General features: G+C 38.1%; 3 protein-coding genes and 1 pseudogene. All 4 read left to right on the top strand.

The features are described from left to right. Nucleotides 1–686: copper resistance D family protein (locus WA352_RS21500; RefSeq protein WP_336143874.1), on the top strand; the 686-nt coding region annotated here is incomplete at its 5' end. A gap of 470 nt (nucleotides 687–1156) precedes the next feature. Further along, nucleotides 1157–1351, top strand: a complete 195-nt coding sequence (locus WA352_RS21495) for a heavy-metal-associated domain-containing protein (RefSeq protein ID WP_004281879.1) — start codon at nucleotides 1157–1159, stop codon at nucleotides 1349–1351. A 178-nt stretch (nucleotides 1352–1529) separates the two neighbouring features. Beyond that, entirely contained in the window at nucleotides 1530–4007 is a 2478-nt protein-coding gene (locus tag WA352_RS21490) for a heavy metal translocating P-type ATPase (RefSeq protein ID WP_336143873.1), read from the top strand. Between the two features lie 272 nt (nucleotides 4008–4279). Continuing rightward, nucleotides 4280–4492, top strand: a pseudogene (locus WA352_RS21485) (hypothetical protein); the annotation flags it as partial.

The following is a 4492-nucleotide window of genomic DNA, read 5'->3' as shown; positions in this document are numbered from 1 at the left end:
TGATTGGTAGTTTTGCCAATACTGGTATTACAGGTATGGTGGACCCCACGTATATTAATATATTGGTTAATACTCCGACGGGGTATATATACGTTCTTCGTTCTATTAGTTTTGCTCTTTTACTTCTTCTCATGGTGGTTAAACTTAACAGGAACAAAGGTCAGTTTTCTATAATTGAAAGTTCAATATTTTGTATTTTACTTATCCCGATTATTTTTAGTTTTTCCCAGCTCGGACATGTCGCTAATTTAACCTTACTTGCTCAAATTTTATTATCAATCCATATTCTAGTTATGTCGTTATGGATGGGGTCTTTATATCCGTTATGGAAAACCAGCCGGGAAATAAGTGGTTTACCTTTAAAAGATCGCATGCATGTATTTGGACGTATTGCTGCTTTCATTGTTGGGATATTAATCGCCTGTGGCGCTAGTGTAGCTCTTCTTTTAATTAAAGATTTTAATACCTTAATCAATACTGCATATGGCTATGGTTTCATGGTTAAAATGTTTTTTGTTATAAGTATTCTACTTTTAGCTGCCTTCAACAAATGGTATTTCACCCCGCGTCTTCAACATCCTAAATTCGCTAAACACCTTAGTCATGCCATTTTATTTGAGATGTTATTAGGTCTATCAATTCTATTAACAACAGGCTATATAACCACTGTCGTGGGTATTGAATAAGAGAATTTCAAAATAAGGGAATTGAGGAAATTTAACATTACTGCATTTATCTTTTGTAGCTGAGCAATAAAGTTTCTACTGGACTGTCAACTTACGACAATCAGAACAGTAAAATCGCATCATGAGGCATTATACATAAAGGTAGTCACTGGTTTTTTAGCTTATCTTCAACCCATAACGGTCTCATCTATTCAGTTCACTACCATTGATTGAAATAACTAATCTTATAAATTTCAGAGTGATCGTAGATGACAAAAATGTCATTTTAAAGTCACATTAATGTTGGTTAAGTACTTTTACTGTAGTCATTAGAACACTCTTCTTTGGAATACTCTGAAGAAAACTGTAAGGTTGTAAACAGACCAAGTTACAGCGAGTAACTGATTCAGAAAAAGGCTGGTTGTATGGTGAAAGTTTAGAGTTACTGTTCTAATGTTTTAAACAAATGTTTTGTTAAAAAGGAGCAACATATGAAATTTCACATCGCTAATATGACTTGTGGTGGTTGTGCACGCGGCATTACTACCGCAATTAAAGAGCTCGACTCGAATGCCTCACTCGATATTGATTTACAAAACCGTATTGTTGAAATCAACACAACGGTGAGTCAGGATCAAGTCATTGCCACTCTCAGTGAGCGTGGATTTACAGCTGATCCTGCTTAATCTCTGTTAGAGTAACAGTGGGAATTCCTTACCACTTTTACTCTCTCTTATTTTCCTCATCGTACAGATAAAACCTGTACTTGCTTGAAATAAAAGTAATCCCTGAATTCCCCCTAATCTTGGTTCGAGCTGATCTTCGCATATAGAACTCAGCATATCTAAATGATAGAGATCGTATATGAGTACCGAAATGACTGATACGCCACACTACAGTGAAACATTAGAGATTGAGGGGCTGACATGTGCTTCTTGTGTAGGCCGTGTGGAAAAAGCTTTAAAATCTGTTGAAGGTGTTGAATCGGCTCATGTAAATCTGGCTACCGAAAAAGCAGTCATTTATGCGCATCAACCACTTGATCGCGCTACTTTAATTAAAGCCGTAGAAAAAGCAGGCTACGAAGTGGAAGCGCTGCAACCAATAGAGCTTACGATTGAGGGTATGTCATGTGCTTCTTGTGTAGGTCGAGTAGAAAAAGCCTTAAAATCTGTTGAGGGTGTGGAATCAGCACATGTAAATCTGGCTACTGAAAAAGCGACTATTCAGGCAAGCTCATCTGTCACTCGTGACTCGTTAATTCAGGCTGTCACCAAAGCAGGGTTTGAAGCAAAGTCAGTTCATCAAACTACGGAAAGCTTTCAAGATAAAAAAAATATTGAATTAGAAAAACTTAAAAAAGATTTAATTTTGTCAGTCTTATTGACTCTACCCGTTTTTATTTTAGAAATGGGATCACACCTGATTCCCGCCTTTCATACGTTTATGATGGATAACATTGGCCAACAAAATAGCTGGTTAATGCAATTTTTCTTGACCACAGTAGCATTAATTTTTCCAGGCCGACGCTTCTTCAAAAAGGGCATCCCAAGTTTATTCCGCTTAGCACCAGACATGAATTCCTTGGTGGCTGTAGGAACATTGGCTGCTTATCTTTATTCAGTGGTTGCTACTTTCTTTCCAAGTGTCCTGCCACAAGGCACGGTCAATGTTTATTATGAAGCTGCAGCGGTTATTATCACTTTAATTCTATTAGGTAGATTTTTTGAAGCCAAGGCAAAAGGCCGAACGTCTTTAGCAATTCAACATCTAGTTGGAATGCAGCCTAAAGTTGCCAGAATACAGCTCAATAATCAGGTGATAGAAGTTCCGATTGCCGAAGTTCAAACAGGAACGATTGTAGAGATTAGACCAGGTGAGCGTATCCCTGTCGATGGTGAAGTTATTCACGGCCAAAGTTTTATTGATGAATCCATGATTACTGGCGAGCCTATGCCCGTTGAAAAAACGATAGGCTCTACTGTGGTAGGAGGAACAATTAACCAAAGTGGCAGCTTAAATATCAAAGCCACCTCTGTTGGTAGTTCATCAGTGCTTTCTCAAATCATCCGAATGGTTGAACAGGCACAGGGTTCCAAGCTGCCTATTCAGGCATTGGTTGATAAAATTACCATGTGGTTTGTACCTGTAGTAATGGGTCTCTCTCTTTTAACTTTTATTACTTGGTTTATCTTCGGCCCTGAGCCCGCCCTAACGTTTAGCTTAGTTAATGCAGTTGCGGTACTCATTATTGCATGTCCTTGTGCAATGGGACTTGCAACGCCTACATCAATCATGGTGGGAACTGGGCGTGGTGCTGAAATGGGTGTTTTATTCCGTAAAGGGGAAGCTTTGCAGCTGCTCAAAGAAACTAAAGTGGTTGCTGTTGATAAAACAGGGACCCTGACTGAAGGGAAACCAATTTTAACCGATCTGCATGTCTTAGAAGGGTTTGAATACAATGCCGTACTTTCACTTATGGCAGCCGTTGAATCAAAGTCTGAGCATCCTATTGCTCGAGCAATTGTACAAGCCGCTATAGATAAGGAATTAATCCTGTCTCCTGTTGCTGATTTCAAGTCAGTCACGGGCTATGGAATAGAAGCAACGGTGTCTGAACATTTGGTTCATATTGGTGCAGATCGATATATGGAAAAACTAGGTTTGAATCCTAATGTTTTTTCTCAATTTTCGGATCGTTTGGGAGAAGAAGGAAAAACCCCTCTCTATGTTGCGATTGACCAGAAACTTGCTGCCATTATTGCTGTAGCAGATCCAATTAAAGAATCAACATTTGCTGCAATTGAAGCGTTACATCAGTTAGGTTTAAAGGTTGCCATGATTACAGGTGATAACCGTCATACAGCTCAAGCGATTGCAAAAAAACTAGGTATTGATGAGGTTATTGCAGAAGTCTTACCTGAAGGTAAAATAGAGGCCGTTAAAAAATTAAAAAATCAATATGGTAAACTCGCATATGTTGGAGATGGCATTAATGATGCCCCTGCACTTGCAGAAGCAGATATTGGTTTAGCAATAGGTACAGGTACAGACGTAGCTATTGAAGCTGCTGATGTGGTTTTGATGTCTGGCAACCTGAAAGGAGTGCCAAATGCTATCGCTTTAAGCAAAGCGACTATAACCAATATTCGTGAAAATTTATTTTGGGCATTTGTTTACAATGCAGCTCTGATTCCTATTGCAGCAGGTGTACTTTATCCGCAATTTGGACTGCTACTTTCTCCTGTATTTGCTGCTGGTGCAATGGCTCTCTCGTCAATATTTGTACTAGGAAATGCTTTACGATTAAAACGTTTTAAAGCCCCCCTTGCAATTATTTAACCCTTTTTTATATACATTTAAAGTTTTGTTGGCTTCACTTTATATATTTGGAAATGAGATCCTTATTACAGGCATAACAACAGTAGTGGGTATTGAATAAGATAATTCTAAAATAAGGTTGTTGAGGAACTCAAACATTAGAGTACTTATCTTTGGTAGCTTACTCATACTTTTTTCTAAAAATAATACAAATAGTTTTTATCTTAGGTAACAATTTACTTTTGAAGTTCTATTCAGTATGCTTTCTGCGAATCTCGAGATGATTTTTTCGTATGCCACATAATAAGTTCTCAAAACTTATTCTTGCGTTTGTCCTGTTTTTGTTTGCGATAACAACAACGGGAGCTTACAAATGGGCGCCAGTTATAGCTAAAAATCTTGATCATCATCATGATGTGACTATCTCAGTTGAAACAGACAGTTCCAGCCAATGGTCTCTTATTCATCATGCTGAAGAGCAAGTCTTAATAGAAGATACTAAAAAT

The sequence above is a fragment of the Acinetobacter sp. 102 genome, assembly GCF_037028485.1.
Lineage (GTDB): Bacteria > Pseudomonadota > Gammaproteobacteria > Pseudomonadales > Moraxellaceae > Acinetobacter > Acinetobacter higginsii.
The sequence above is the reverse complement of the archived record's forward strand: the minus strand, read 5'-3'. Positions and strand labels throughout refer to the sequence as shown.